This is a genomic window from Neisseria sp. P0001.S005 (assembly GCF_051963715.1).
In genome coordinates, this window is the sequence record NZ_JBQCTZ010000037.1 from 1 (window position 1) to 25,303 (window position 25,303).

Sequence of the window (25,303 nt, forward strand, 5' to 3'; positions counted from 1 at the left end):
AAGGCCGTCTGAAAACCAAATGCATAGCTGCATCATTTTCAGACGGCCTTATTCATGCCTGAACAACCCGACGCTTAGCGCCAGTAACGCCACCAAGGCATATCGTCAGATCGCCATTCGTGTTGCAAGAACGGGCTTTGCGGGAAGTTGGTTTCCAAAACACGGCGTGTATCAGCAGCCAGTTGCGGCTTGTCCAGTTTTTTGTACGCCAATTCCATCATCGCCAAAGCTTCTTCGACGTAACGGGTATTTTGGTAACGGCTGACGATTTTTTGCGCACGGTTGGCCGCTGCGACATAAGCACCGCGTTTCATGTAATAACGTGCCACAGATATCTCGTTACCACCCAAAGCGTCCACCAGCTTGGCCATACGCTCGGTTGCATCGGCAGCGTATTTGCTGTTTGGGTAACGTTGCACCAGCTCGGCAAATGCCTGATAAGCATCGCGGTTGGCTTTCGGGTCGCGGTCGGACCAGTCTTGAGAAGCCAGCTTGTTCAAGAAAGACTGGTCTTCGTTAAAAAGCACCAAACCTTTCAAGTACAGCGCGTAGTCCATATTCGGATGTTGCGGATGATGGCGTTGGAAGCGCGCAATGGCAGCCAAGGCTTTTTCTGGCTCATCGTCTTTATAATAGGCATACGCCGTATCCAACTGGGACTGCTGGGCATAGCGGCCGTTTGGAAAACGGGATTCTAAAATTTCGTATAACTTGACAGCTCGCGTATAATTGTTGCTGTTCAACTCGTCTTGCGCTTCGGCATAAAGCTTTTCCACACTCCAATCTTGAGTAATTTGGGCGTCTTTATCGATTGTGCCTTTATTTGCGCAGGCACTCAGTGCCAAACCTAAAGAAACTACTAAAAGAATTTTTTTCATGCAGAATACTTCCTTTGATAACGAAGCCGATTATAGCGATGATTTAGACTTTCCGTCATCCCCTGAAACAGAAAGTTGTGTTAATTTGACCGTTCCGCTCGAAATGGCGGGCGGAAGGCTGGATGCCGTATTGGCCAAACTCATGCCCGACTACTCGCGCAGCCGCCTGAGTTCGTGGATTAAAGAGGGTGCAGTCATTGTAAACGATAAGCCCGCGCAACCCAAAGATAAAATGATAGGCGGTGAATTGATTGCCGTTACGGTACGTCCGAGCGAAGAAAACCTCGCGTTCACGCCCGAGCCTATGGATTTGGACATTATTTATGAAGACGATACCGTTATCGTCATCAACAAACCGGCCGGATTGGTCGTTCATCCTGCCGCAGGCAACTGGAGCGGCACCCTGCTCAATGGCCTGTTGGCGCACTGTCCCGAATTAAGCCAAGTGCCGCGTGCGGGCATCGTACACCGTTTGGACAAAGAAACCAGCGGCCTGATGGTAATCGCCAAGACCCTGCCGGCGCAAAACTCACTGGTTCAACAGCTGCAAGAGCGCACAGTCAAACGCATTTACCGCGCAGTCGCCAACGGCATCGTTCCTTTTGACGGCAAAATCGAAACCCAAATCGGCCGCGATCCGCACAACCGCCTGAAAATGGCAGTCGTCAAATTCGGCGGCAAACCTGCCATTACCCACGTCAAAGTGTTGGAACGTTATCTGACGCACAGCTACATCGAATGCTCGCTCGAAACCGGCCGCACGCACCAAATCCGCGTTCATATGCGCGAAGCCAACCATCCGCTGGCCGCCGACCCTGTTTACGGCAACCTGCGCCATCCATGCAGCGACGCAGTTAAAGAAGCCATCAAAGCCCTCGGCGCACGCCAAGCCCTGCACGCCTACCGCTTGAGCTTTGTACACCCGAAAACCGGCGAAACCGTTTCCTTTGAAGCGCCTATGCCTGACGATATGTACCACCTGCTCTCCGTCCTGCGTCTGGAGGCCGGTTTGGATTCGTCCCTGAGCAACGAGGAAGAATGGCAAGAAAAATTCGGCATGGACGATGACGACGATTGGAATGAAGACGACTACGATGTTGAAGTCGTTTATGTAAGGGATTAAACCCATATTTTCAGACGGCCTTTTGTGTAAAGAGTAAATAAATTTTCAAACAAAATATTTTAAAAAATTCTAATAATTACATAGTCAAATAATATGAATATAGAAATGTTTAATTTGTTATTTTCCAAATTAATGATAGAAAATTTGGGAACAATAGAAGATGGGTTGAAAACAAATGATGAAATCGGTGCAGTTCTCAGAATCCATTTAATCTGCGAGCAGTTTTTGGAACTCTATATATGTAGCATTTGCAACCAAGAAAAAATGTTTTGGTTTCAAGAGAAAAAAGATAAGGAAGAACAGAAAATCACAATCAGTTTCGATCATAAACTAAAAATGGCTAAGTCTTTAGGGCTACCAGATTGGGGATATAAAATTTTTACAAATGTAAATACAATTAGAAACCGCCTCGCCCACCGAGTTGGACAACAAATAGACCAAGGAAAATTCGAAAGCATTCAGAATACCGTCAAATCAGATATTGAACCTCTTCAGATTTTCAATGTTCCATTAGAGCAAGTTGGCATTGCAACGTACTCTGAAACAGGGAAAATGTCATCTAAACTGAATTGGGATGAATGTTCCACACCCCATCAAAAATTACTTATGTATATTTATTACACTTTAATATCTCTAACAGGGTATTTAAATCTCCCTAAAAGCCCAACCACCCCATGAAAACCATCACAGAAACCCTAAACCTCGCCCCGCAAGGCAAGAATTTTTTGACTGCCGACTGGCCTGCCCCTGCCAATGTTAAAACGCTTATTACCACGCGCAACGGCGGTGTCAGCGAAGGCGTATATCGCAGCCTGAATGTCGGCTCACACGTCGGCGACAATCTGGAAGCCGTGCTCCGCAACCGAGAAATCGTACAGGAACAAGTCGGCCTGCCCATTGCCTACTTCAATCAAATCCACAGCACCATTGTTGTAAATGCCGCCGAAGCGTTAGGGAATACACCCGACGCCGATGCCTCGGTGGATACAACGGGAACAGTCGCTTGCGCTTCGATGACTGCCGATTGCCTGCCTGTCTTGTTTTGCGACAAAGCAGGGACAGTCGTTGCGGCGGCTCATGCAGGTTGGCGCGGTTTGGCCGGTGGCGTTTTGCAAAACACTATTGCGGCAATGAATGTCGAGCCGTTGGAAATCATGGCCTATCTCGCCCCTGCCATCGGCCCTGATGCGTTTGAGGTGGGGCAAGATGTATTTGATGCGTTTTGCACACCCATGCCGGAAGCTGCCGATGCGTTTAAAGACATCGGCGGCGGTAAATACCTTGCCGACATTTACGCTTTGGCGCGCATGGTTCTGCACCGCGAGGGCGTGAACATGATTTATGGCGGCACCCATTGCACTGTCTTGGAACGCGATACTTTCTTCTCCTACCGCCGCGACGGACAAACCGGCCGCATGGTCAGCCTGATTTGGTTGGAAAAATAAGATTTGCGCCATCAAAGACAAGGCCGTCTGAAAGACTTTCCGTTTACGGTTTCAGACGGCCTAAACATTATTCGTTATAATCCGACGATACCGTAACCGGTTTCAACGAAGGAATATCCAATGAAAAAAATCCTATTGCCTGCACTCGCCCTAGTGCTTGCCTCTTGCGGTTTCCACCTGAAAGGCACAGGCGTGACTTCGCAGCCGCTGCCTTATCAAAACTGGCATGTAGAAGGCGGAGCCGTCATGCAAAAAGCGCTGGAAAATGCCTTACGCCGTGCCGATGGGCATCTGGTTAGCGAAGCCGAATCACAAATCACCCTGCGCGTTATCGACTTTCAAAAACGCCGCGATATCTACACCATCACCCGCGCCGCCGCAATCAACGAATATCTGCTGGCCATGACCGTCAAAGCCCAAGCCTTCCGCAACGGCGAACCGGTTGGCGAACCGCTGGAAGTTAAGGTTCACCGCACCATGGACTACGCCGACAGCGAAGTTTTGGGTAAACAGGAAGAGGAAGAAACCATTTGGTCTGAAATGCGCATCGATGCCGCAGATCAAATCGTCCGCCGCCTGACTTTCCTGAAGGCACAATAATGGCTGCCGCGCCCATTGAGAGCCTGCACCCCGATACCCCGCTCAAACCGTTGTACATTATTCACGGCGAAGAGGATTTGTTGCGCATCGAGGCTTTGGATACGCTGCGCGCAGCCGCAAAAAAACAAGGCTATCTCAACCGCGAAGTCTATACCGCCGAAAACAATTTTGACTGGAACGAGCTGTTGCAAAGTGCCGGCAGCGCAGGTTTGTTTGCCGATTTGAAACTGCTGGAAATCCACATTCCCAACGGCAAACCCGGCAAAAACGGAGGCGATGCCCTGCAAACCTTCGCCGAACGCCTGCCAGAAGATACGGTTACGCTCATCCTCCTGCCCAAGCTTGAAAAAGCGCAGATCCAGTCCAAATGGTTTTCCGCATTGGCAGGCAAAGGCATCGTCTTAGAAGCCAAAGCCGTTGCGCCACATGCTTTGCCGCAATGGATACAGGGCCGTCTGAAACAGCAGGGTTTGGATATCGAACCTGAAGCACTCGCCCTTTTTGCCGAGCGCGTCGAAGGCAATCTTTTGGCTGCCCGTCAGGAAATCGAAAAGCTCGCCCTGCTCCATCCCCAAGGCCATTTAATCAATATTGCCGACGCAGAGGCCGCAGTTGCCACCGTAGCCCGCTTCGACGTATTCCAACTGGCAGGCGCATGGATGAAAGGCGATGCCCTGCGCGTTTCCCGTTTGCTGGACGGTTTGGAAGAAGAAGGCGAAGAGCCGGTTTTGCTGTTGTGGGCGGTTGCCGAAGACATCCGTACCCTAATCCGCTTGACTGCCGCACTCAAGCAGGGACAAAACATCCAAAGCCTGCGCAACAGCCTGCGCTTATGGGGCGACAAGCAGACCCTTGCACCGATGGCGGCCAAACGCATTTCCATCAACCGCCTGCTCGATGCGCTCAAAACCTGCGCCAAAATCGACCGCATCATCAAAGGTGCGGAAGAAGGCGATGCATGGACCAAGTTCAAACAACTCGTCACTTCGCTGGCCGCTTGAAACCGTTGCCGCGCGTCAAGAAACTTGCACGCAATACGCCCCAAAAACAGAAAATACTGTAAAATAGCGTAAACTCAAATTCAGGCCGTCTGAACCTCGCATTTCAGACGGCCTCTTCCAGCAAAAAAACAAGGAAACACCACCCATATGGATAATAAAACCAAACTTCGCATCGGCGGTCTGGCCCTGCTGACCACTGCCGTATTAAGCCTCATCATCGTTCTGATCGTCGATTCATGGCCGCTGGCCATCCTGTTGGCCGTCATCATCGTAGCCGCTGCCGCAGGCGGTTTCGTTTGGACTTCACGCCGTCAGCAACGCCAATTCCTCGAGCGCCTGAAAAAATTCGACATTGATCCGGAAAAAGGCCGTATCAACGAAGCCAACCTGCGTCGTATGTACCACAGCGGCGGACAACATCAAAAAGACGCGATTACCTTGGTTTGCCTGTCGCAAAAATGTTCCGTTGACGAAGCGCACGCCATCTTCAAAAAACGTCCGACCCGTCAGGAAATGAACCAAATGGCTGCCCAACAGGCACGCGGTCAAAAACGTCCACATCGCTAATCCCGACAGTAACAGGCCGTCTGAACATCCCACTCCGTTTCAGACGGCCTGTTTTTATTTCCATCAAACCCATTTCCGTTTCCATCGCATTATGACCCGTCTTCCTACCGCCCCTCTCAAACGCCGCCTCGCCGCACTGGTTTACGAACTTCTGCTGACCGGCGCCGTTACCAGCATTGCCGCCCTTGCAGCCGGTATTATCGCCATCTTTCTCAATCCCGTTTCCACGCGCCTGTCCATGCTGACAACCTGTCTGATTCTGTTCTACGCATGGTGGCTCTACTTCCGCGCCAACTGGCACAAAAAAGGCCAAACCCTCGCCATGCAGACATGGAAAATCGGTTTGGCCGATAAAAACGATACCCAGCCGCCCCTACCGCAGCTGCGCCTGCGCTTTATTTGGGCAAGCATTTTTATTGTCTTCATTCCCCTATTTGCCTACGCCGGATTGCGTCATCTGCTCAATATACCACCCAAAGGCGCATTCGGCGCCGCGCTCATTTGGCTCATCCTGCCATGGGGCTTTGCCCTGTTCCATCCCGACCGTCAGTTCCTCTACGACTTCTTGGCCGGAACAAGACTGGTGGATTTGAGTCAGAAGAAAACAAACGAATAAAATCCAAAAGCGGCTCAAGCTCTAAATGAAATAAAGGCCGTCTGAAACTCAAGATAAGTTTCAGACGGCCTTTAATCATAACATCAAGCAATGATTATTCTTGCCAACGTTTGAACACCAGCGAAGTATTGACGCCGCCAAAAGCAAAGTTATTGCTGACCACATAATTGGTTTGAATCTCGCGTCCGCCAGTTTGGATGTAATCCACCTTGCCGCAACGCGAATCGATGTTTTCCAAATTAACAGTCGGCGCAAACCAGCCGCTGTTCATCATTTCGATGGTAAACCAGGCTTCCAACGCGCCGCACGCGCCGAGTGTATGGCCGAGATAGCTTTTTTGCGAACTCATCGGCACAAAACCAAACACCGCCTCAGTAGCCAATGTTTCGGCAATATCGCCTTTTTCGGTCGCCGTACCGTGGCCGCTGACATAGCCGACTATATCAGGCGTAATACCGGCGTCTTTCAGCGCAAGCTCCATACATTTTTGCATGGTTTCTTTTTGCGGCTGGGTAACGTGGCTGCCGTCGCTGTTGGCACCATAGCCGACAAGCTCAGCATAGATTTTTGCACCGCGCCGTTTGGCGTGTTCCAATTCTTCCAACACAAAAATCCCTGCGCCTTCGCCGATGACCAAGCCGTCTCGAGCGTTGTCGTAAGGGCGCGGCGTCAGCTCAGGTTCGCCGTTGCGGCGGCTGGCGGCATAAAGTGAATCGAAAACATACACTTCAGACGGACAAAACTCTTCGCCTCCGCCAGCCAGCATCATATCAATCAGGCCGTATTTAATCGCTTCGTAAGCATAACCAATGCCCTGGCTGCCGGAAGAACACGCGCTCGAAGTCGGGATAATGCGGCCTTTCAAACCGAAGAAAATGCCGATATTGGCGGCAGTCGTATGCGGCATCATGCGCACATAAGTATTGGCGTTGAAATTGCGCGATGTGCCTGTTATCAAAAGTTCGCCCATATCGCCAATGTCTTTGGTGCTGCCGACAGACGAACCGCACGCCACACCCATACGGCCGTCGGTAATGCTTTCATCGCCCAGCAAGCCCGCATCCGTCAAGGCTTGTTCTGCCGCATCGACACACAAATGAGATACGCGCCCCATGCTTCTAAGCTGCTTGCGCGTCCAATGTTCGGGAGGAGAATAGCCTTCAATCGGCGCGCCCAGTTGCGCTTCCAATTCGGGGAAACGTTCGCGCCAATCCATGTATTTGACGGCATTTTTTTCGGCTTTAAAGGCCGTCTGAATACTTTGCCAATCACGGCCGAAAGCGGTAATACCGCCGATACCTGTTACAACGACTCTTCTAGTATTCAACACAAACCTCCGTTCACAGCAATCACTTGACGCGTAATGTACGCCGCTTTTTCATCCATCAGGAAGCGCACCGCATGCGCCACTTCCTCGGGCAATCCCATGCGCGCGGCAGGGACGGCCTTTAAAATTTCTTCGACAGGTACGTTTTCATCAATAATATCGGTATCGATAAGGCCTGGCGCCACGCAGTTGACGGTAATTTTACGTTTTGCCAACTCAACCGCCAAGGCTTTTGCCGCGCCGATCAGTCCCGCTTTGGATGCACTGTAATTGACCTGACCGCGGTTGCCCGTCAAACCGGATACCGACGCCATGCACACAATCCGTCCAGCTTTGCGGCGGCGGATCATCGGCATGGTTAAAGGGTGCAACACATTATAAAAACCGTCCAAATTGGTACGCAGCACCAAGTCCCAATCATCATCAGTAAACGCAGGAAACGCATTGTCGCGCGTCAGGCCGGCATTCAGCACCACGCCGTAATATGTACCGTTTGCCTCAATGTCGGCAGTCAGAATTTCACGACAGGCCTCGCGGTCGGACACGTCAAACTGCAACACGCGCGCATTTCTACCCAATGTACGGATTTCTTCCGCGACGGCTTCCGCTTCATCACGGCGGCTGCGGCAGTGGACGACAATATCAAAGCCGTCCTGTGCCAAACCAAGCGCGACGGCTTTGCCGATACCGCGATTAGACCCTGTAATTAAAATAGTTTCACTCATACGTTTTCTCACTATATCGACAGGCCGTCTGAATCTTTGTCTTTTCAGATGGCCTTGTAAACGGTTTAAATGATTTGACCGTCTTTCGGACTGTACACATTTAAAGAAGCTTTTGCCAGCAAACCGTCCGGCGGCAACAGATGCTTCACATCTTCTGGCGCATCCGTCCAGCGCAACTCGCAATCAAATACGCCCATACCGCCCAAATCCTGAATGGACACATGCGCCCTGACTTCCAGCTCAGTACCGACAGGCACGGAATCGGCAAACAAATCCAACTTGCGCGTTCCCAATAAAAAACCCAAACGGACAGGCTCTCCAGCCTTTAAAGCCTCAATGCCTGCAAACGCGCCTATGCCCTGCGCCATCAATTCCATATAAGCCATAGACGGCAACACACCATCCTGCAGCAAAATATGCTTGTCGCCAACCGGAGCACGGCAAACCGTGTAGTCATCGCCAAATTCTTTCACACAATCGATTAGCACCATATGTCCGCTGTGCGGAAGCAGCGAAGTCACATCATAAATCGGGGCACTCGGTATTGAAGGCATAAAATGTCATCCGGGAATAAATTACGTTACAATATGCATTATAACAGAGCCTAGCTTTTACTAACCCATTTCATTACAATGTATGAAAATGTAAAACATTGAAAGACATCATGCCTCAAAACGTTTGCCGTTTCAGCTTCAATATCGCCGCATGGCAGGCCTCCTCCAGCAAAATCAGTACGCCGGAGCAATGGCAGGACTGGGCGCAGGGAAAACTCGATACCGCATCCCTGCCGGAGTGCAAACCCGCGCTCTCCTTTTTGCCGCCTATGCAACGCCGCCGCTTGGGAAAAGCGGCACGCTTGGTTTGTGATGCCGCATGGAATCTGGCCGACCAATATCCTGAAAGTGTACCGGTTTACGTTTCGCACGACGGCGAAAGCAACCGCAGCTTTGAATTATGGCAAGAGCTTTTGAACACGCATACCGTCTCGCCGACCTCATTCGGTCTGTCCGTCCACAACGCAACGATTGGGCAATGGTCGATGTTGCGCAAAGACATGAGCGAGCATACCGCGTTGGCCGTTGCCGCCGACTCCTTTGAAACCGCGCTGACCGAGGCATTCGCGCTTTTGCAAGACGGCGCGCCGTCTGTTCTAGTAATTGTCGCCGATGATCCTTTGTCTGAAGACTATCCCGTCTTGGCTACCCGTGCGCCGTTTGCCTATGCATTGGCACTGGTCATCACAAAAGGCGAAGACTATACCTTAAGCTTGGAAAGCACATCCGCAAGGCCGTCTGAAAATCCTAACGATACAACAGTCGAGCCCTATTGGAGCAGCTTGGAGTGGATACGCTTCCTGCTTTCAGACGGCCGGCAACACACGCAACACTATATCGGTAGAAACTGGCACTGGCAGAAAAACGCATGAAGACTTTAGACTATTTCCGTCGCTTTTTTGCCACACTCTTCGGCTTTATTCTTTTCGGCGTTGCAGGCGTATTGTTCAAAATCGCACTTTTACCCTATACGCTCAAATCGACCAAAGGCGACATCAAACGTCAACTTGAAGCAAGGCGCATGATAGGCAAAGTTTGGCGTTTCTTCGTCGGCTACCTGCAATGGTCAGGCGTATTGAGCGTCCGCTTCAACGGCTTGGAAAAACTCGGCAGACCCGGCCAGCTCATTCTTGCCAACCATCCCTCGCTTTTGGATGTCGTCTTGCTGATCAGCCATTATTCGGAGCCGAACGTACTGGTTAAAAAAGACCTGTTGCACAACCCCAGCATGAAAAGCCAGATTATCGCTTCCGGCTACATCCCCAACGACGAAAGCATGGAAATGCTGGAAGAAATAGATGCCGTGTTCAAAAGCGGGCAAAGTCTGCTGATTTTCCCCGAAGGCACGCGCACAGGTTGGGACGGACAGGTTAAAATGCACCGCGGCGCCGTATCGCTCGGTTTGCGCAGCGCATCAGTCATCACGCCCGTGTGCATCAAGATGACGCCGCCCAATTTTAAAAAGGGGCAGCCGTGGTACAAAATCCCACCACAAAAAATTCATTATGAAATTACCGTCGGCGACGACATCCTACCGGAAGAATGGCTGGCAGAAAAACCTCTGCCCATCGCTGCACGCCGTTTAAACGAATACCTGCAAGACTATTTTACAAGGAAAACCACATGAGCAATTTAGAAAACCAAATCAAACAATTAATCATCGACAGCTTGGGCTTGGAAGACATTACCGTTGCCGACATCGGCAGCGAAGATCCGCTTTTCGGCGACGACGGCCTGGGCTTGGATTCGGTTGATGCATTGGAACTTGGTTTGGCCGTACAAAAAACCTTCGGCTTCCAGCTCGACGGTGAAAACGACAACCTGCGCGAAAACTTTGCCAACGTCAAAACTTTGGCCGAGTTCGTCAAGAGCCGCCAAGCATAAGGGAGAGACAAGATGACCGAACAAGAAGTACGTACCCTGCTGACCGATGCACTGGTTAACCTGTTTGAAATCGAACCGGAACGCATCAAACCCGAAACCAACCTCTACGAAGATTTGGAAATCGACAGCATCGACGCCATCGACCTTATCGACCACATCAAACGCGAAACCGGCCGCAAACTGCAAGCCGAAGACTTCCGCAATGTGCGTACCGTAGAAGACGTGGTTCAAGCGGTTTTGAAAGTACAACAAGATTCCTGATTCCGCTTTGAATCAGCATATTTTCAGACGGCCTTGTCAAACCGCAAGGCCGTCTGAAAATCAATCGCACCATGAAAATATTAGGAAAACTCCTGCTTACCCTCGCCAGCCTCGCCTATCCGCTCCTATGGTATTACGGCAGGGAAAACGGCGCGTTTTTCTGGCTTGCAGCGGCAATGTGTGTATTATGGCTGATACGTGCCGCCATGCCGCAAACCACAGCCCAACGCATTACGGCGATTATCCTCGCCACCTTTTTCGCTGCCGTACTGGTTTTCAGACGGCCCGACTCGATGTATTGGTATCCCGTTGCCGTCAATGCACTGATGCTTGCCGTTTTCGGCGGCAGCCTGTTTGCCAAACAAACCGTTATCGAACGCCTCGCCCGACTGCAACATCCCGACCTTCCCCCCGAAGGCGTGCGCCACACTAGGCGCGTTACGCAAATCTGGTGCGCGTTCTTTATCTTCAACGGTGCAACTGCCGCCATTTTGGCAGGCTTGCAATATTACGATTGGTGGGCAGCTTATACAGGCATCGTGTCGTATGTGTTAATGGGAATCTTATTTACTGGAGAGTGGATTTATCGGAAATTGGTTTTAAAAGTGTAGATCATATGAAAAGTATCATCTCTACTTTCCTTACTGAAATGATGATAAAAATTAATACCAATCACTAATTATCTTAATTTTGAAAATTGCTATATTTACTACACCATTATGGAAACCATGAAAGAATTACTATCTAATTTCTTAAAAGCACAAGAGGAAAAAATAAAAATTCCCACATTCATTACATTCTTAATTGCTCTCCTTGTATCTAAAATATGGATTTATTGGAAACCAATTAGTATTTTTCTACTTTCCACAAAAGAAATTGAAAGTAGAATTAAAGTAATAGATGTGGAAATTAGTTTAGTTGAAAAAAATTTCAGTATTTCTCCCTTTGGGCTCAGCATTTCTCCCTTTGGGCTCAGCATTTCTCCCTTTGGGTTAAGTATTTTATTTGCTTTTGTTATAACAATTATCTACGCAATCTTATTTCCGCTTATACAGCTTTTTGTTAATAAAATTCTTTCCTGGGTAAAAAAGAAAAATTTTAATATTAAAGCCGATATAGAAAGGGAAATTAGAAAAAGGAAAATAGAAATTGAAAAGGAGGAACGAAAAGTTAGAGATTTGCAAAATCAAAATGCTATCGATAGAAGTCTTAATGAGCAGTTACGAGACAAAGATGATCAAATAAATAATTTATTAGAAGAAATGAGCAGAATATCAAATAATAATAAAAATCAAATAAATAATATTAAAGAAATACATAGTAATGAAGTAGGAAATATTCATGCAGTCTATGAAAGTAAAATCGAAAATTTAAACAATGTGATAGCCGAATTAGAAGAGAAAATTTCATTTATACAGGCACAAGCACAAACTGATTATAACGAGACGATGCACAAACAAAATGAACAGCTTTACATCATCCGACAAGAAGCAAACTCTGAAAATGATAGACTACAGAATGAATATGATTCCCTAAAAAATGAATATGAAAAATTACGCTCTGAACTAGAGCAACTTAAATCTAAAAACTCTCCATAATTCAATTAATATATTCGATTAACACCCATGCACCTAACCCGAATCCTATCCCCAGACCTACCCCAACACGACCTTATCGCCGCCCATCCGAATTGGACGCGTGCTGATTTCAACCGTGCGGTTTTTCATCTGTCAGGCCGTCTGAAACAGGCAAACGTGCAAACGGCTGCGTTGTGGTTTGACGATGCCGCGCTGTTTGCCTGTGCCGTGTTGGCAGTGTGGCATTCTGGCGGAAAGGTTTTATTGTTGCCCAATTTGGCGCAAGACAATTTGGAGTGGGGGAAAACGGCAGAAGCGTTTTTAACGGATTCAACAGATAAAAAGCTGTCTTCAGACGGCCTGAATATCTGGCACTTGCCTGATGTATTGACTCAAACAGAATCGGAAGGGCTACACACCTATCCTGAAAACCATCTGATTCCCGACCATGCCGAAGCATGGCTGAAAACATCAGGCTCCAGCGGCGAAGCGCAGATTATTATGAAAACCGCCGCGCAAATGCAGGCCGAAGCCCTGACTTTGGCAAATACGCTGCCATTTGGACAACACGGTGAAACCGTGGTCGGCAGCGTGATTCCGCAACACCTTTACGGCTTCACTTTCCGCTTCGCACTCGCGCTGACAATGGGTTGGACTATGGAACGGCAGCAGGCGGTTTATCCGGAAAACCTGCTTTCCAGCACGGCCACACATGATAAAGTGGTTTGGATTGCCAGTCCGGCCGTACTCAACCGCTTGGGTGAAAACCGCAACTGGCAAAGTATCGGCCATAAAATTGCAGGCATTGTCTCGGCCGGTGGCGCATTGCCCGCAGCCACGGCGGATTTGCTGCAACAGGCTGCCGTCCGCCCGTTTGAAGTCTATGGCAGTACCGAAACCGGCGTGATTGCCTCACGTTGCGAACGCCAAGAATGGCAGCCTTTTAAAGGCGTGGAAATTGGGCAAAACGAAGAAGGCGCACTGTGGGCTTCTTCGCCTTGGTCGCCCGAGTGCCGTCAAACAGCCGATTTGATCGAGCCGCAAGATGACGGTTTTCTGTTACTCGGTCGCCAAGACCGCATTATTAAATTTGAGGACAAACGCGTGTCGCTGACCCAAATCGAGCACGAACTTTTACAACACCCTTGGATTGCGGATGCACACTGCGGCCGCCATCCGCAGTATCAACGCATTGCCATATGGGCAGCGTTGAACGCAGACGGTATCGCCGCCTTGCGCGAGAAAGGCCGTGCTGCGATTGCCGATACACTCAAACGCCATCTGGCCGCCACCCAGGACACCATTGCCCTGCCGCGCTACTGGCGTTTTACCGACAGCCTGCCACGCAATGCCCAAGCCAAAATCGCCGCGGCGGATTTTCAGACGGCCTTTACCGTTGCCCAAACTTCGCCCGTTTGGTCGAAAACATCATCTGACGATGAAACCAATACCGAAACTTTTATCGGGCGCGTGCCTTTGGATTTGGTTTATTTCGGCGGCCATTTTGCCACCTTCCCGCTTGTTCCCGGCGTGGTCGAGCTGCAATGGGTGCGCAATCTGATCGCGCCCAAGCCATGGAGTAAACAGCGTATTATCCGCATCGAAAATCTAAAATATCAGCAGTTTATCCGTCCTCACGATGAAGTGTCGGTAGAGCTGAAATACGATGAAGGCAAAAACAAACTAAGCTTTAAAATCAACAACGGAGAGCATCCGTGTGCATCAGGACGGATTGTGTTTGAGGCCGTCTGAATATACTTATTAACTTTTTAGTGGAAAACCAACAATATGCAACTCTTCCCTGCCCTAGAACAACGCTATTCCCACGAACACCAGTCCGCAGGCGAGGCTCAACGTCTGGCTCAAGAAATCGCTTTTGCACCGATTGTGTTCCAAGTTTCCCGCCTGATGGTGAAATTTGGCATTCTGGACTTGCTGAACGACCATCCAGACGGCCTCACTCAAGCCGAAATTGCTGAAAAAGCGAAAATCAGCAACTACGCGGCACAAGTCCTGCTGGAAGCTTCACTGTCTATCGGCACTGTCTTGACTCGCGACAACCGCTATTTCATCAGCAAGGCCGGTTGGTTTGTCCTCAAAGACAAAATGGCCCGCGTCAATATGGATTTCACGCAAGAAATCTGCTACCAAGGCATGTTTGACTTGGAAAAAACCCTGCAAACGGGCAAGCCCGAAGGCCTGAAAGTATTCGGCGACTGGCCGACCATTTACGAAGGCTTGTCTTCATTACCAAGCATCGCGCAGGAAAAATGGTTTGCATTCGACCATTATTATTCCGACAATTCCTTCGCCGAAGCACTGAACACCGTGTTTGCCAAACCAGTTAAAAAACTGCTCGATGTCGGCGGCAATACCGGCCGCTGGGCGGAGCAATGCGTCAACCACAATGCCGAAGTCGAAGTCACCATCATGGATCTGCCGCAACAAATCGGCTTGATGCGCGAAGCGACCAAAGGCAAAAACGGCGCGGACCGTATCCACGCCCATCCGGCCAATCTGCTTGATCCTGTGATTCCGTTCCCGACCGGTTTTGACGCGATCTGGATGAGCCAATTCCTAGACTGTTTCACCGAAGAACAAGCCACCAGCATTCTTCAACGCGCCGCTGAGTCTATGAGCGAAAACACCAGCCTCTACATCATGGAGCCTTTCTGGGACAGACAACGCTACGAAACCGCCGCCTACTGCCTGACCATGACCAGCCTGTATTTCACTGCCATGGCCAACGGCAACAGCAAAATCTTCCATTCTGAAGACCTGATCCGCTGCGTTGAAAAAGCCGGATTGAAAGTAGCGGAAATTTCAGACGGCATCGGCCGCGGCCATAGCATCTTGCGCTGCGTTAAGGCCGTCTGAACATCATCTTTTAAACCCTAAAAACAAACCGACCCCAACAGCCATTGCAGCTATCGGGGTCGGTTTCTTTTTAGGTAACAGCCTTAATGCATCAGCCGCGCAACATCCATACTGCGCACACTAACGCAATCACCACCGACAAAGCGGTAAACAGTTGTCCCATTCCGGCCAATTTAGGCTGCTTAGCATCAATGGTTTTAAAGCCGTTAATCATCGGCGTAATCAAATCCTGTTTTTTCACAAAGCGATACAGCAAAACAGTTGCGATATGTACGCCCGCCAAAACAGCCAAAATATTAAAGAAATTGACATGGATTTTTCGCGCCAACGTACCGGCGTGTTCGCTGACCAAATGATTTAAAAAGCCGGAATTGGTAAACGTATTTTCATCGGCGGCAAATAAACCTGTGGCCGTCTGAAAAACCAAGGCGGCCAATAAAGCGATGACCATCAGCGCGCCCAAAGGATTGTGGCCGACCAATTCGTCTTCAGACATCTGGCCTTGCGTGTAGCGGCGGATTTCGGAAAACGGACGCACAAATCGGCTGAATTTTGCCGTATCGCTGCCCCATATCCCCCAACACAAGCGGAAAACCATCAATGCCAGCATCAACAAGCCGCCGCGCAAGTGCCATACCAGCATATCGCCGCCTTGGGTTGCGCTGTACCACATAAATCCCATTAATAACACCAAGAGCCAATGGAACAGGCGTGTAGGTGCGTCCCAAACTTTTATTTTTTGCTTCATTACCTTTTACTTTCTGATTTAAAATTAAATTTCTTATCTTGGAAGGTTATGCCATGCAGTCCATCTACACGCTTCCCGAATCGCTTCAAACTTTTCAGACGGCCTTAGCATTTCCCGACATATTCCGCCCACGCGCCCAAGAGTCGCACAAAGGCACATACGGCACACTTGCCATTATCGGCGGTGCAACGGGAATGAGCGGTGCGGTGGTTTTAGCAGCCACAGCCGCCATGTATCAAGGATGCGGCAAGGTCTGGGCGGGTTTCAACCAAGCCACGCTGCCTTTTGCCATCATTCCCGAACGCCCTGAAATCATGCTCGCCACTGCGACCCAACTGATGGAGCGCAACGATGTCAGCGCACGGGTAATCGGCTGCGGATTCGGTTTGGACAGATTATCAGAGCAGCTACTGCTCCAAATCCTGTCGACACACCATGACCAGCCTTTATTGCTCGATGCAGATGCCTTGACACTGCTGGCCCGTTCTCCCGAATTGGCCGAACGCCTCAAATCGTACAAACATATCATCCTGACACCTCATCCGGCCGAAGCCGCCCGCCTACTCGGTACCGATACCCAATCAGTTCAAGCCGACAGACCCAAAGCCGTAACCGAAATCAGCCAAAAATATGGCGCGACTGTCGTATTGAAAGGCCATCATACATTGGTGGCCACGGCAGACGGCATAGTCTATACAAACACCAGCGGCAATGCCGGATTGGCTACCGCAGGCAGTGGCGATGTCTTGAGCGGCATTATTGGCAGCCTACTGGCACAAGGTATTCCGGCATTCCAGGCCGCCTGCGCCGGCGTATGGCTGCATGGTGCGGCGGCCGATGTCATCAAACACAGCGGCAAAATCGAAACCGGAATACTTGCCGGAGAAATTGCACCTGCCGCCCGATGGCTGCGCAATATTTTATCAAAAGAGTAATACTGTCTATATCATAAATACAAATTGCAGGCCGTCTGAAAATCAATCCTTATTTTCAGACGGCCTTATTTATTTTAAGCCATTTTGCAAATTAAGGTTAAGGCGTGTATCCTTGATTTCCATTAAAAACAACTTCACAACATATTATCATGAGTATCCTCAATAAAATCAGCAACTTTATTGGAAAAACATTTTCTCTTTGGGCGGCGTTCTTTGCCGGCATCGCTTTTTTCGCACCCGATACCTTCAAATGGGTCGGTCCTTACATTCCTTGGCTTCTGGGCATCATCATGTTCGGCATGGGCTTGACGCTCAAACCTTCCGACTTCGATATTTTGTTTAAACGCCCCAAAGCCGTCATCATCGGCGTGATTGCACAATTCGCCATCATGCCGGCAACCGCCTATCTGCTGGCCAAGCTGTTGAACCTGCCTGCCGAAATCGCAGTCGGTGTGATTTTGGTCGGCTGCTGCCCGGGCGGTACGGCTTCCAATGTAATGACTTATCTGGCGCGCGGCAATGTGGCTTTGTCGGTTGCCGTTACATCGGTTTCTACTCTGATTTCCCCATTGCTGACCCCCGCCATCTTCCTGATGCTTGCCGGTGAAATGCTGGAAATCCAAGCGGGCAGTATGTTGATGTCCATCGTCAAAATGGTTTTGTTCCCCATCGTTTTGGGCTTGATTGTCCATAAAGTCTTGGGCAACAAAACTGAAAAATTGACCGACGCGCTGCCACTGGTTTCCGTTGCCGCCATCGTGCTGATTATCGGCGCAGTCGTCGGTGCCAGCAAAGGCAAGATTATTGAAAGCGGCCTGCTGATTTTTGCCGTTGTCGTACTTCACAACGGCATCGGCTATCTGCTCGGCTTCTTTGCCGCTAAATGGACCGGCCTGCCTTATGATGCACAAAAAACGCTGGCCATCGAAGTCGGTATGCAAAACTCGGGCTTAGGCGCCGCGCTTGCCGCCGCACACTTTGCCGCCGCTCCGGTTGTTGCCGTTCCCAGCGCATTGTTCAGCGTGTGGCACAATATCTCCGGCTCACTCCTGGCAACTTATTGGGCAGCCAAAGCCGATAAAAATAAAGAATCCTAAACGTCTTTAATCATCAGGCCGTCTGAACAGGGATAAACGAAATCAACGATTTCTGCCTTACCTGTTTAGACGGCCTTTATTTTGAAATCAAGCAGGATTATTGTTTGGCTGCTTCGATTTGGATATTGATGTTTACTTTTTTGCTCATACCGGCACTCACTAAATAATCCAAGCCCCATTTGGTACGGTCGATGGTGGTGCTGAAGTCGCCGCCGCATACTTCTGCTTTTAACATCGGGCTTTGGTAGCAGTTGAATTTATCGGCTTTGAGTTTTACCGGCGCAGTTTTGCCGTTCATGGTCAGATTGCCGTCAACGGAAAGCAGTTTTTTGCCGTTGAAATTGAATTTGGTGGATACAAAACGGATTTCAGGGTATTTGTCTGCATTGAAAATATCGGCAGATTTCAAATGTTGGGTAAAGTGGTCAGAACCGGTTTGCAGTTTGGACAAAGGCAATACAATATCGATTGAGCCTTGGCGTTTGGCACGGTCAAATTCCAAATTACCGGTCAAACCATAAATACCGCCGACGTTGGTGCTGGTGTTGAAATGGTCGATGGCAAAGCGGGCATTGGCATGAAATTCGTCCACTTTATAAACAGCGGCAGACGCAGCAGAAGCCAACATGGCCGAACACAATGCAAACATGATTTTTTTCATCGTCTTATCCTTAAAAATGTGAGAAGTTCCCTATCATATCACTTTTTGATGCCAACATCTTTTGTAACTGAGAAAGACAGCGTTTTATCCTAAGAAAACTTCAGGCCGTCTGAACGAGAGGACAGCAAATTCAGGTGAAGCAAATACAGTTTAGTTTTATTACAAAATAGCGTGCTTCATCGCTCGTAATTGGTATAAAATACCGAGTTATTTCTACAACGGGCCGCCAAACTACCAGCCTATTTCAGACGGCCTCAGCATAAAACAAAGGAACAAAAATGCCTGAATACCGCTCCAAAACCTCTACCCACGGCCGCAATATGGCAGGCGCGCGCGCATTGTGGCGTGCGACCGGCGTAATGGAAACCGACTTCGGCAAACCGATTATCGCCATTGCCAACTCCTTCACCCAATTCGTCCCAGGCCATGTGCACCTGCACAATATGGGCCAACTGGTTGCCCGTGAAATTGAAAAAGCCGGCGGCATTGCTAAAGAATTCAACACCATTGCCATTGATGACGGTATCGCCATGGGCCACAGCGGTATGCTCTACTCCCTGCCCAGCCGCGACCTGATTGCCGACTCCATCGAATACATGGTCAATGCCCACTGCGCCGACGCGCTGGTGTGCATTTCCAACTGCGACAAAATCACCCCGGGCATGCTGATTGCCGCCATGCGCCTGAACATTCCGACCATCTTCGTTTCCGGCGGCCCGATGGAAGCCGGTAAAGTTATCGGAGTTGCAAACATTCAACCCGAACGCCGCTTGGACTTGATTGATGCCATGATCGAATCGGCTGACGACAATATCAGCGACAAACAAGTCGAAGAAGTCGAACAAAACGCCTGCCCGACTTGCGGCTCTTGCTCCGGCATGTTTACCGCTAACTCCATGAACTGTCTGACCGAAGCACTCGGCCTTTCCCTGCCGGGCAACGGTTCATACTTGGCTACCCACGCAGGCCGCAAAGAATTGTTCCTCGAAGCCGGCCGCATGATTGTCGAAATCACCAAACGCTACTACGAGCAGGACGACGAAACCGTATTGCCGCGCAGCATTGCCACTAAAAAAGCGTTTGAAAACGCCATGACCATGGACATCGCCATGGGCGGCTCTACCAACACTATCCTGCATTTGCTCGCCGTTGCCAACGAAGCGGGCGTGGATTTCAAAATGGCAGACATCGACCGCTTAAGCCGCGTTGTACCTTGCATCTGCAAAACCGCGCCAAATAACCACGACTACTACATGGAAGACGTGCATCGAGCCGGCGGCATTTTCGCCATCCTGAAAGAACTGGACAAAGCAGGCAAACTGCACACCGACGTGTACACCATCCACGCGCCGACACTGAAAGACGCGATTGAAAAATGGGACGTGACCAACCCTGAAAACACCCATGCCATCGAGCGTTTCAAAGCGGCTCCAGGCGGCGTGCGCACTACTCAGGCGTTCTCGCAAAACCGTATGTGGAAAACCCTCGACCTCGACCGCGAAAAAGGCTGTATCCGCGATGTTGAACATGCCTACTCGCAAGACGGCGGCTTGGCAGTATTGTTCGGCAACATCGCAGAACGCGGTTGCGTAGTGAAAACCGCAGGCGTGGACGAGAGTATCCTCAAATTTACCGGTCGCGCCCGCGTATTTGAAAGCCAAGAAGACGCAGTAGAAGGCATTTTGGGCAATCAAATTGTGGCTGGCGATATCGTCATCATCCGCTACGAAGGCCCTAAAGGCGGCCCGGGCATGCAAGAAATGCTGTACCCGACTTCTTACCTGAAATCCAAAGGTTTGGGCAAAGCCTGCGCCCTGCTGACCGACGGCCGCTTCTCTGGCGGTACTTCCGGCCTGTCCATCGGCCATGCTTCGCCTGAAGCGGCAGAAGGCGGCGCAATCGGTTTGGTACACGAAGGTGACACCATCGAAATCGACATTCCAAACCGCAGCATCCACCTTGTCATTTCCGATGAAGAGCTTGCCGCACGCCGTGCCGAAATGGAAGCACGCGGCAGCAAAGCTTGGAAACCGGAAAACCGCGACCGCTACGTCTCCGCAGCCCTGCGTGCCTACGGCGCGATGGCGACTTCCGCCGACAAAGGCGCAGTACGCGACGTATCGCAAATCGAACGTTAATTAACCTGACTTTAAGGCCGTCTGAACGCTTTCAAGTGTTTCAGACGGCCTTCATTCAAACGGACACATATGGACAAATTCATTTTAGCGATGATCGGCATGGCCATTGCCCTCTTGATTATTATTGGCGGCGGATTTATCGCTGTCGAATATTTCAAATCCCATCCTGAAGCATTCCAAGTCAAGCCGCTATCAAAATAATCATTTAACAGCATGAGTTTCAAGGGGAAACATCTACATACTCAAGGCCGTCTGAACGCAGTACATATAATGAAACACATTCTTTACTGGCTGGGTGGTTTTGCCATCGCCCTCGGCATATTCCAATACTACGAAACCCATCGCTATTCCGAAGACCAGCTTATCTACGCCCAACCGCCGCAAAATCGTACTGCCGTTGCCGATTTTGATGCCTTGGCGTATTTAAACTTCCTCCGCTCCTCAGCCAATCTGCCCGCACTGGCGCACTCAGCCACACTCGAACGCGCCGCGCGCAATCATGCCCGCTATCTGCTGCAAAACCCTGACGACGGACATGACGAAAAAAATACACGCAATCCCTTTTATACAGGTCCACGCCCATCAGACCGCACGCGCAAAGCCGGTTATGCCTATAAAGGCGTGCACGAAAACGTCAGCACCGGCCAGCATCCGCCAAACGAAAAAATCAACGACCATCTACCTGCCCAACATCAACTGGACAATCTGATGACGGCGATTTACCACCGTCTCTCCCTACTCGATCAAAATATCGACGAGGCCGGAGCGGCGTTTGAATCACAAGGCAAACAAATCGCGCTGAGCATCAATCAGGGCGACAGCAGATTCAACAGCCTCTGCCAAAAAAACCGCCCCCTCTCCGACCTCAGCCGCTCGTTTTATCAAGATGCCTGCCATGGTCATGCCATTGTTTATGCGGATGAAATCTCCAACCGCAAATTCCAGCCTTACATCACCTATCCGCAAGGCAACTTCGCTTCGCCGGTTTTCCATGGCGAACGTCCCGACCCTATGCCGCATTATGAAATGACCGGCAATCCTGTCAGCATCGCGTTCTCAGAACAATCGCCTCCGGTCAAAATGCGCTCGTTCAAACTGTATCAGGACACAAAAGAAATCAGAGACGTCAAAATCTTAGATAAAGATAATGACCCAAACCGCCTCCTGACCGAACGCCAATTTGCGCTGTTTCCTTTACAGCCATTGGAATACGACACCGACTACCGTGCCGTATTTGAATACCGTCAAAACGGAAAAAACAGAACAGCTGAATGGACATTCAGCACGCAAAAACCCGATTATCCTTACTTCATCGTCAAAGGCGGCGAAACGCTGGCCATCGAATCCGGACAAAAATATTTTATCCATTGGCAGAATTTTTGGTGCTTGAAGCAATGCGAACGCTACAACTACCGCATGAACCGCGACACCCAAATCGACATTATCGAACGACAGGCCGGTGGTATTATTATTCGTGTCAACGGAAGCAAAGGCAGCAGCATCCGCTTAATGCCCGAAGGCGAAGACAGGCGCGCCATTACACTTTATTTATGGAAATAAAGCCGTTTTCAGACGGCATGAAGCACCAAAAAGCTGATAAAATACCGCCTCACCCCCCTACGGCAAGCTATCCAATATGACCAAACATCCTCAAACAGCAGCCAATACCCGCTATGCCTTTGCCAGCATTGCCACCATGTTGGCCGCGTTTTTACTGTTCGTTGCCGTCATGTTGCTGCCTTTGGGGCTGACGGCGGGCACGCAAGTAAGCCTGATACGGCTTTCACTCTACGCAATCGTGCTGTTTGCTGTACTTGGCGGTATTTTTTCTGTACGCGTTGCCTATTTGCGTAAAAAGAACGGAGCATGACATGACCCAAGCCGATAAAATTCCACAAGAAATCCGCCTCCAGCAAGAGCGACGCGTACTAACTTTGGTCTATGTTGACGGTGCCAAGAGCCTTCCTGCCGAATACCTGCGCGTGTACTCGCCCAGCGCGGAAGTGCGCGGACACGGTGCCGGTCAAGATGTATTGCAAACAGGCAAAGCCGAAGTCAGCATTACCGATTTAGATCCCGTCGGTCAATACGCCTTGAAAATTACTTTTTCAGACGGCCACGACAGCGGCCTTTACGATTGGGACTATCTCTACCGACTGGCGCACAATCAAGACGCGCTTTGGCAAGACTATCTCGACCGCCTCGAGAAAGCAGGCGCGTCTAGAACGCCAAGTGCCGAAGATTTGAAACCCAAACGCACACATTCCTGCGGTAGCGGAGGTTGCGGCGGAAAGGCCGTCTGAAAAAAGGCGAGACTGTAGCATTCAACGACGGCAGAATTATTGACGGCAAAGCGTTCCTCCCCGCCTAAAAAAGGATGAGTAGCGGCTATCTTCGGCAATACCAAAGCCTGTCCGCAGGCAGTGCGCGCCGCACAAAACGCAGACATTTTGGTGCATGAAGCAACCTTTGCGGCAGGCGATGAAGAGACAGCGGAACGAGTGTTCCATTCGACCGTATCCGATGCCGCCAAGCTGGCTTTGCAAGCCAATGTGAAACAACTTTACCTGACCCACATCAGCGCACGTTATACCGAAGAAAAACAACGCCTGATGCTGGAGCGGCAGGCACAAACTATATTTCCCGCGTCGAAAGTGGTTGGCGATTTCGACGTATTCGATACCTGAATCCGTATTATTTTAAGAAGGCAGACACTATGAGCGACCACAAAACCCATTTCGGCTTCTCTACCGTTGACGAAGACGAAAAAGCAGGCAAAGTTGCCGAAGTCTTCCACTCCGTGGCAAAAAACTACGACATTATGAATGACGTAATGTCCGGCGGTCTGCACCGTGTTTGGAAACATTTCACCATCAATACCGCCCGCCTGAAAAAAGGCGACAAAGTATTGGATATCGCCGGCGGTACAGGCGATTTGTCCCGAGGCTGGGCGAAACGTGTGGGCAAAGAAGGCGAAGTTTGGCTGACAGACATCAACTCCTCCATGCTGACGGTCGGCCGCGACCGCCTGCTCAACGAAGGCATGATTCTGCCCGTATCGTTGGCAGACGCTGAAAAATTGCCGTTCCCCGACAACTATTTCAATCTGGTTTCCGTCGCATTCGGCCTGCGCAACATGACGCACAAAGATGCTGCGCTGAAAGAAATGTACCGCGTGTTGAAACCGGGCGGCACCCTGCTGGTGTTGGAATTCTCCAAAGTGTACAAACCTTTGGGAGGCGTGTATGACCTCTACTCTTTCAAACTGTTGCCGATTATGGGCAAACTGATTGCCAAAGATGCCGACAGCTACCAATACCTCGCCGAGTCCATCCGTATGCACCCCGACCAAGAAACCTTGAAACAAATGATGCTGGATGCAGGCTTTGACAGCGTGGATTACCACAACATGAGCGCAGGCATTGTTGCCCTGCATAAAGGCGTGAAATTCTAAGGCCGTCTGAAACAAACACAAAGGGCGTGATTGATAGACACGCCCTTTGTTTTTAAACCTTACCCAAGCCAAGCTAATACAAACCAAAGGCCGTCTGAACAGCCGTAAAACGAAATTAAATATCTCGATTACACCATTCAGACGGCCTTAATACGTTTAAATCAGCTTATGTCCCTGCTTTCACGCTTTGCCATTGGCGAACCATAAATTTCAACGCCGCAGGTTGGATAGGCACCATGATAAAGCTGTTTTTCAAATCTTCATCAGTCGGGAAAATCGTATTGTCGTTTCTAAACTCTTCATCCATCAGCTCTTGAGCCGGTTTGCTGGACGGCGCATAAGTAACAAAATTGCCGTTTTTCGCCGCAACTTCAGGATCTAAGAAATCATTGATATACGCATGGGCATTGGCCACATGTTTGGCATCTTTCGGAATCACAAACGAATCCACCCAAATCCCCACGCCTTCTTTCGGCATCATCACACGGATTTTTTCTTTGCCGCCTGCTTCTTCGGCACGGCGTTTGGCAATATTCAAATCGCCGCCGAAGCCAATCGTTACGCAAGTATCGCCGCGCGCCAAATCATCGATAAAACCGGACGAGGTAAAACGCTTGATGTACGGACGGTTTTTCTTCAAGACTTCTGTAGCCGCCTTAATATCCGCCGTTTCGCTGCTGTTTGGATTTTTACCCATATAGTTCAATACCATAGGATAAATCTCCGCTGCGCTGTCCAAATAGCTGATGCCGCATTGCTTGAGTTTGGACGTGTATTCGGGGTTAAACACCAAATCCCATTGATTGTCCGGCAGCTGATCCGTGCCCAAAGCCTT

The 25,303-nt window shown here is 49.9% G+C and carries 31 protein-coding genes; 24 read left to right on the forward strand and 7 right to left on the reverse strand.

The window, feature by feature from the left end:
• Nucleotides 1-74: 74 nt before the first annotated feature.
• Nucleotides 75-878 (reverse strand): outer membrane protein assembly factor BamD, encoded by an 804-nt coding sequence (locus ACTHSP_RS06995; RefSeq protein WP_003680807.1) that lies wholly within the window; start codon nucleotides 876-878, stop codon nucleotides 75-77.
• Between ACTHSP_RS06995 and rluD the strand changes: the two genes are divergently transcribed.
• From rluD to ACTHSP_RS07030, 7 genes are all read left to right on the forward strand, one after another.
• Nucleotides 877-2,001: a 23S rRNA pseudouridine(1911/1915/1917) synthase RluD gene (gene rluD / locus ACTHSP_RS07000; RefSeq protein WP_070765018.1), complete on the forward strand. Its 1,125-nt coding sequence runs from the start codon at nucleotides 877-879 to the stop codon at nucleotides 1,999-2,001. The two genes, ACTHSP_RS06995 and rluD, sit on opposite strands and share 2 nt — an antisense overlap.
• Before the next feature lie 105 nt (nucleotides 2,002-2,106).
• Entirely contained in the window at nucleotides 2,107-2,679 is a 573-nt protein-coding gene (locus ACTHSP_RS07005; protein WP_254322064.1) for a hypothetical protein, read from the forward strand.
• Complete coding sequence (gene pgeF, locus ACTHSP_RS07010) at nucleotides 2,676-3,446, forward strand: peptidoglycan editing factor PgeF (RefSeq protein WP_314511953.1); 771 nt, start codon at nucleotides 2,676-2,678, stop codon at nucleotides 3,444-3,446. Before ACTHSP_RS07005 ends, pgeF begins: the two co-directional genes overlap by 4 nt.
• A gap of 120 nt (nucleotides 3,447-3,566) precedes the next feature.
• The gene (locus ACTHSP_RS07015) at nucleotides 3,567-4,046 is read left to right on the forward strand and encodes an LPS-assembly lipoprotein LptE (RefSeq protein WP_314511955.1); all 480 of its coding nucleotides are present in this window, start codon (nucleotides 3,567-3,569) and stop codon (nucleotides 4,044-4,046) included.
• Nucleotides 4,046-5,047, forward strand: a complete 1,002-nt coding sequence (gene holA, locus ACTHSP_RS07020) for a DNA polymerase III subunit delta (protein ID WP_314511957.1) — start codon at nucleotides 4,046-4,048, stop codon at nucleotides 5,045-5,047. The genes ACTHSP_RS07015 and holA overlap by 1 nt, the downstream gene beginning before the upstream one ends.
• Nucleotides 5,048-5,194: 147 nt before the next feature.
• Entirely contained in the window at nucleotides 5,195-5,614 is a 420-nt protein-coding gene (locus ACTHSP_RS07025) for a hypothetical protein (RefSeq protein WP_003746427.1), read from the forward strand.
• Nucleotides 5,615-5,705: 91 nt separating this feature from the next.
• On the forward strand, nucleotides 5,706-6,230 hold the full coding sequence (locus ACTHSP_RS07030; RefSeq protein ID WP_314511960.1) for an RDD family protein: 525 nt from the start codon (nucleotides 5,706-5,708) through the stop codon (nucleotides 6,228-6,230).
• 94 nt (nucleotides 6,231-6,324) lie between these two features.
• Here the strand turns inward: ACTHSP_RS07030 and ACTHSP_RS07035 are convergent, their stop codons facing one another.
• The 3 genes from ACTHSP_RS07035 to ACTHSP_RS07045 form a co-directional block, all read right to left on the reverse strand.
• Nucleotides 6,325-7,560 (reverse strand): beta-ketoacyl-ACP synthase, encoded by a 1,236-nt coding sequence (locus tag ACTHSP_RS07035; protein WP_314511962.1) that lies wholly within the window; start codon nucleotides 7,558-7,560, stop codon nucleotides 6,325-6,327.
• Nucleotides 7,554-8,282, reverse strand: a complete 729-nt coding sequence (gene fabG, locus ACTHSP_RS07040; protein ID WP_003680817.1) for a 3-oxoacyl-ACP reductase FabG — start codon at nucleotides 8,280-8,282, stop codon at nucleotides 7,554-7,556. Before fabG ends, ACTHSP_RS07035 begins: the two co-directional genes overlap by 7 nt.
• A gap of 65 nt (nucleotides 8,283-8,347) precedes the next feature.
• Nucleotides 8,348-8,836 (reverse strand): ApeP family dehydratase, encoded by a 489-nt coding sequence (locus ACTHSP_RS07045; protein WP_199903849.1) that lies wholly within the window; start codon nucleotides 8,834-8,836, stop codon nucleotides 8,348-8,350.
• 110 nt (nucleotides 8,837-8,946) lie between these two features.
• On the opposite strand from ACTHSP_RS07045, the gene ACTHSP_RS07050 reads away from it, so the two are divergent.
• From ACTHSP_RS07050 to ACTHSP_RS07085, 8 genes are all read left to right on the forward strand, one after another.
• Nucleotides 8,947-9,708 (forward strand): beta-ketoacyl synthase chain length factor, encoded by a 762-nt coding sequence (locus ACTHSP_RS07050; protein ID WP_314511966.1) that lies wholly within the window; start codon nucleotides 8,947-8,949, stop codon nucleotides 9,706-9,708.
• On the forward strand, nucleotides 9,705-10,463 hold the full coding sequence (locus ACTHSP_RS07055; RefSeq protein ID WP_049344240.1) for a lysophospholipid acyltransferase family protein: 759 nt from the start codon (nucleotides 9,705-9,707) through the stop codon (nucleotides 10,461-10,463). Before ACTHSP_RS07050 ends, ACTHSP_RS07055 begins: the two co-directional genes overlap by 4 nt.
• Nucleotides 10,460-10,720 (forward strand): phosphopantetheine-binding protein, encoded by a 261-nt coding sequence (locus tag ACTHSP_RS07060; RefSeq protein WP_003680822.1) that lies wholly within the window; start codon nucleotides 10,460-10,462, stop codon nucleotides 10,718-10,720. Before ACTHSP_RS07055 ends, ACTHSP_RS07060 begins: the two co-directional genes overlap by 4 nt.
• A gap of 12 nt (nucleotides 10,721-10,732) precedes the next feature.
• Nucleotides 10,733-10,981, forward strand: coding sequence for an acyl carrier protein (locus ACTHSP_RS07065; RefSeq protein WP_003680823.1), 249 nt, complete (start codon nucleotides 10,733-10,735; stop codon nucleotides 10,979-10,981).
• 71 nt (nucleotides 10,982-11,052) lie between these two features.
• Nucleotides 11,053-11,592, forward strand: coding sequence for a hypothetical protein (locus tag ACTHSP_RS07070; protein WP_314511968.1), 540 nt, complete (start codon nucleotides 11,053-11,055; stop codon nucleotides 11,590-11,592).
• Nucleotides 11,593-11,709: 117 nt separating this feature from the next.
• The gene (locus ACTHSP_RS07075) at nucleotides 11,710-12,579 is read left to right on the forward strand and encodes a hypothetical protein (protein ID WP_440345871.1); all 870 of its coding nucleotides are present in this window, start codon (nucleotides 11,710-11,712) and stop codon (nucleotides 12,577-12,579) included.
• A 27-nt stretch (nucleotides 12,580-12,606) separates the two neighbouring features.
• The gene (locus ACTHSP_RS07080; RefSeq protein ID WP_314511972.1) at nucleotides 12,607-14,310 is read left to right on the forward strand and encodes an AMP-binding protein; all 1,704 of its coding nucleotides are present in this window, start codon (nucleotides 12,607-12,609) and stop codon (nucleotides 14,308-14,310) included.
• 36 nt (nucleotides 14,311-14,346) lie between these two features.
• Entirely contained in the window at nucleotides 14,347-15,435 is a 1,089-nt protein-coding gene (locus ACTHSP_RS07085) for a methyltransferase (RefSeq protein ID WP_314511974.1), read from the forward strand.
• 91 nt (nucleotides 15,436-15,526) lie between these two features.
• Here ACTHSP_RS07085 and ACTHSP_RS07090 read toward each other — a convergent pair whose 3' ends face one another.
• Entirely contained in the window at nucleotides 15,527-16,183 is a 657-nt protein-coding gene (locus tag ACTHSP_RS07090; RefSeq protein ID WP_314511975.1) for a cytochrome b/b6 domain-containing protein, read from the reverse strand.
• Nucleotides 16,184-16,236: 53 nt separating this feature from the next.
• Here ACTHSP_RS07090 and ACTHSP_RS07095 point away from each other — a divergent pair, with 53 nt between their 5' ends.
• Both ACTHSP_RS07095 and ACTHSP_RS07100 read left to right on the forward strand, forming a co-directional pair.
• Nucleotides 16,237-17,118 (forward strand): NAD(P)H-hydrate dehydratase, encoded by an 882-nt coding sequence (locus ACTHSP_RS07095; RefSeq protein ID WP_314511977.1) that lies wholly within the window; start codon nucleotides 16,237-16,239, stop codon nucleotides 17,116-17,118.
• 149 nt (nucleotides 17,119-17,267) lie between these two features.
• Nucleotides 17,268-18,215 (forward strand): bile acid:sodium symporter family protein, encoded by a 948-nt coding sequence (locus ACTHSP_RS07100; protein ID WP_314511979.1) that lies wholly within the window; start codon nucleotides 17,268-17,270, stop codon nucleotides 18,213-18,215.
• A gap of 97 nt (nucleotides 18,216-18,312) precedes the next feature.
• Here the strand turns inward: ACTHSP_RS07100 and ACTHSP_RS07105 are convergent, their stop codons facing one another.
• Nucleotides 18,313-18,876 carry a YceI family protein gene (locus ACTHSP_RS07105; protein ID WP_070585678.1) on the reverse strand — a complete coding sequence of 188 codons (564 nt, stop codon included), beginning with the start codon at nucleotides 18,874-18,876 and terminating at the stop codon, nucleotides 18,313-18,315.
• A gap of 278 nt (nucleotides 18,877-19,154) precedes the next feature.
• Between ACTHSP_RS07105 and ilvD the strand changes: the two genes are divergently transcribed.
• From ilvD to ubiE, 7 genes are all read left to right on the forward strand, one after another.
• Nucleotides 19,155-21,014: a dihydroxy-acid dehydratase gene (gene ilvD / locus ACTHSP_RS07110; RefSeq protein ID WP_003746398.1), complete on the forward strand. Its 1,860-nt coding sequence runs from the start codon at nucleotides 19,155-19,157 to the stop codon at nucleotides 21,012-21,014.
• A gap of 69 nt (nucleotides 21,015-21,083) precedes the next feature.
• Entirely contained in the window at nucleotides 21,084-21,215 is a 132-nt protein-coding gene (locus ACTHSP_RS07115) for a hypothetical protein (protein ID WP_256388404.1), read from the forward strand.
• A 69-nt stretch (nucleotides 21,216-21,284) separates the two neighbouring features.
• Nucleotides 21,285-22,574 carry a CAP domain-containing protein gene (locus ACTHSP_RS07120; RefSeq protein WP_314511982.1) on the forward strand — a complete coding sequence of 430 codons (1,290 nt, stop codon included), beginning with the start codon at nucleotides 21,285-21,287 and terminating at the stop codon, nucleotides 22,572-22,574.
• A 76-nt stretch (nucleotides 22,575-22,650) separates the two neighbouring features.
• The gene (locus ACTHSP_RS07125) at nucleotides 22,651-22,884 is read left to right on the forward strand and encodes a cytochrome b6 (RefSeq protein ID WP_314511984.1); all 234 of its coding nucleotides are present in this window, start codon (nucleotides 22,651-22,653) and stop codon (nucleotides 22,882-22,884) included.
• Nucleotide 22,885: 1 nt separating this feature from the next.
• Nucleotides 22,886-23,317, forward strand: coding sequence for a gamma-butyrobetaine hydroxylase-like domain-containing protein (locus tag ACTHSP_RS07130; RefSeq protein WP_049344227.1), 432 nt, complete (start codon nucleotides 22,886-22,888; stop codon nucleotides 23,315-23,317).
• A gap of 120 nt (nucleotides 23,318-23,437) precedes the next feature.
• The gene (locus ACTHSP_RS07135; RefSeq protein WP_440345872.1) at nucleotides 23,438-23,701 is read left to right on the forward strand and encodes a ribonuclease Z; all 264 of its coding nucleotides are present in this window, start codon (nucleotides 23,438-23,440) and stop codon (nucleotides 23,699-23,701) included.
• A 29-nt stretch (nucleotides 23,702-23,730) separates the two neighbouring features.
• Nucleotides 23,731-24,468, forward strand: coding sequence for a bifunctional demethylmenaquinone methyltransferase/2-methoxy-6-polyprenyl-1,4-benzoquinol methylase UbiE (gene ubiE / locus ACTHSP_RS07140; protein ID WP_440345873.1), 738 nt, complete (start codon nucleotides 23,731-23,733; stop codon nucleotides 24,466-24,468).
• Between the two features lie 166 nt (nucleotides 24,469-24,634).
• Here ubiE and ACTHSP_RS07145 read toward each other — a convergent pair.
• Nucleotides 24,635-25,303, reverse strand: a 669-nt coding sequence (locus ACTHSP_RS07145) for an extracellular solute-binding protein (protein ID WP_440345874.1), incomplete at its 5' end; no start/stop codon positions are given.

Excerpts from the sequence above, each read along its gene's own strand:
- rluD (WP_070765018.1), top strand. The coding sequence starts at position 877 with ATGCAGAATACTTCCTTTGATAACGAAGCCGATTATAGCGATGATTTA.
- ACTHSP_RS06995 (WP_003680807.1), bottom strand. The coding sequence starts at position 878 with ATGAAAAAAATTCTTTTAGTAGTTTCTTTAGGTTTGGCACTGAGTGCC.
- ACTHSP_RS07005 (WP_254322064.1), top strand. The coding sequence starts at position 2,107 with ATGTTTAATTTGTTATTTTCCAAATTAATGATAGAAAATTTGGGAACA.
- pgeF (WP_314511953.1), top strand. The coding sequence starts at position 2,676 with ATGAAAACCATCACAGAAACCCTAAACCTCGCCCCGCAAGGCAAGAAT.
- ACTHSP_RS07015 (WP_314511955.1), top strand. The coding sequence starts at position 3,567 with ATGAAAAAAATCCTATTGCCTGCACTCGCCCTAGTGCTTGCCTCTTGC.
- holA (WP_314511957.1), top strand. The coding sequence starts at position 4,046 with ATGGCTGCCGCGCCCATTGAGAGCCTGCACCCCGATACCCCGCTCAAA.
- ACTHSP_RS07025 (WP_003746427.1), top strand. The coding sequence starts at position 5,195 with ATGGATAATAAAACCAAACTTCGCATCGGCGGTCTGGCCCTGCTGACC.
- ACTHSP_RS07030 (WP_314511960.1), top strand. The coding sequence starts at position 5,706 with ATGACCCGTCTTCCTACCGCCCCTCTCAAACGCCGCCTCGCCGCACTG.
- fabG (WP_003680817.1), bottom strand. The coding sequence starts at position 8,282 with ATGAGTGAAACTATTTTAATTACAGGGTCTAATCGCGGTATCGGCAAA.
- ACTHSP_RS07045 (WP_199903849.1), bottom strand. The coding sequence starts at position 8,836 with ATGCCTTCAATACCGAGTGCCCCGATTTATGATGTGACTTCGCTGCTT.
- ACTHSP_RS07050 (WP_314511966.1), top strand. The coding sequence starts at position 8,947 with ATGCCTCAAAACGTTTGCCGTTTCAGCTTCAATATCGCCGCATGGCAG.
- ACTHSP_RS07055 (WP_049344240.1), top strand. The coding sequence starts at position 9,705 with ATGAAGACTTTAGACTATTTCCGTCGCTTTTTTGCCACACTCTTCGGC.
- ACTHSP_RS07060 (WP_003680822.1), top strand. The coding sequence starts at position 10,460 with ATGAGCAATTTAGAAAACCAAATCAAACAATTAATCATCGACAGCTTG.
- ACTHSP_RS07065 (WP_003680823.1), top strand. The coding sequence starts at position 10,733 with ATGACCGAACAAGAAGTACGTACCCTGCTGACCGATGCACTGGTTAAC.
- ACTHSP_RS07070 (WP_314511968.1), top strand. The coding sequence starts at position 11,053 with ATGAAAATATTAGGAAAACTCCTGCTTACCCTCGCCAGCCTCGCCTAT.
- ACTHSP_RS07075 (WP_440345871.1), top strand. The coding sequence starts at position 11,710 with ATGAAAGAATTACTATCTAATTTCTTAAAAGCACAAGAGGAAAAAATA.
- ACTHSP_RS07080 (WP_314511972.1), top strand. The coding sequence starts at position 12,607 with ATGCACCTAACCCGAATCCTATCCCCAGACCTACCCCAACACGACCTT.
- ACTHSP_RS07085 (WP_314511974.1), top strand. The coding sequence starts at position 14,347 with ATGCAACTCTTCCCTGCCCTAGAACAACGCTATTCCCACGAACACCAG.
- ACTHSP_RS07090 (WP_314511975.1), bottom strand. The coding sequence starts at position 16,183 with ATGAAGCAAAAAATAAAAGTTTGGGACGCACCTACACGCCTGTTCCAT.
- ACTHSP_RS07095 (WP_314511977.1), top strand. The coding sequence starts at position 16,237 with ATGCAGTCCATCTACACGCTTCCCGAATCGCTTCAAACTTTTCAGACG.
- ACTHSP_RS07100 (WP_314511979.1), top strand. The coding sequence starts at position 17,268 with ATGAGTATCCTCAATAAAATCAGCAACTTTATTGGAAAAACATTTTCT.
- ACTHSP_RS07105 (WP_070585678.1), bottom strand. The coding sequence starts at position 18,876 with ATGAAAAAAATCATGTTTGCATTGTGTTCGGCCATGTTGGCTTCTGCT.
- ilvD (WP_003746398.1), top strand. The coding sequence starts at position 19,155 with ATGCCTGAATACCGCTCCAAAACCTCTACCCACGGCCGCAATATGGCA.
- ACTHSP_RS07115 (WP_256388404.1), top strand. The coding sequence starts at position 21,084 with ATGGACAAATTCATTTTAGCGATGATCGGCATGGCCATTGCCCTCTTG.
- ACTHSP_RS07120 (WP_314511982.1), top strand. The coding sequence starts at position 21,285 with ATGAAACACATTCTTTACTGGCTGGGTGGTTTTGCCATCGCCCTCGGC.
- ACTHSP_RS07125 (WP_314511984.1), top strand. The coding sequence starts at position 22,651 with ATGACCAAACATCCTCAAACAGCAGCCAATACCCGCTATGCCTTTGCC.
- ACTHSP_RS07130 (WP_049344227.1), top strand. The coding sequence starts at position 22,886 with ATGACCCAAGCCGATAAAATTCCACAAGAAATCCGCCTCCAGCAAGAG.
- ubiE (WP_440345873.1), top strand. The coding sequence starts at position 23,731 with ATGAGCGACCACAAAACCCATTTCGGCTTCTCTACCGTTGACGAAGAC.